This is a genomic window from Vallitalea sediminicola (genome assembly GCF_054408565.1).
In genome coordinates this window covers 1-291 of the sequence record NZ_BTPT01000311.1, presented here as the reverse complement: position 1 = coordinate 291, position 291 = coordinate 1, and the positions used below count along the sequence as shown (strand labels likewise).

The window sequence follows — 291 nt, the reverse complement described above, 5'->3', positions numbered from 1 at the left end:
CAAGGAATTGGGAAAGGGAGCAAAGCAGCTATTTTGGTTATGGGAAGACAGATATTATTTTTCATACCTATTGTACTGATTTTACCTAGGATCATTGGTGAAACAGGAGCTTGGATAGCTATGCCTCTAGGAGATCTGCTTACTGTGATAATGAGTAGCGTTTTAATTATAAAAGAATTCAAATCGTTAAACAGTAAAATTAACGGACATATCAAAAACAATAAATTAATAAGAGCGGAATGCTGATAAATAAAAAACCTCAATCATGAACTAATCAGATTGAGGTTTTTT

General features: G+C 32.6%; 1 pseudogene. It reads left to right on the top strand.

The window, feature by feature from the left end:
• Window positions 1-246 (top strand): annotated as a pseudogene (locus ACX6CF_RS26865) (hypothetical protein); the annotation flags it as partial.
• Window positions 247-291: the final 45 nt, after the last annotated feature.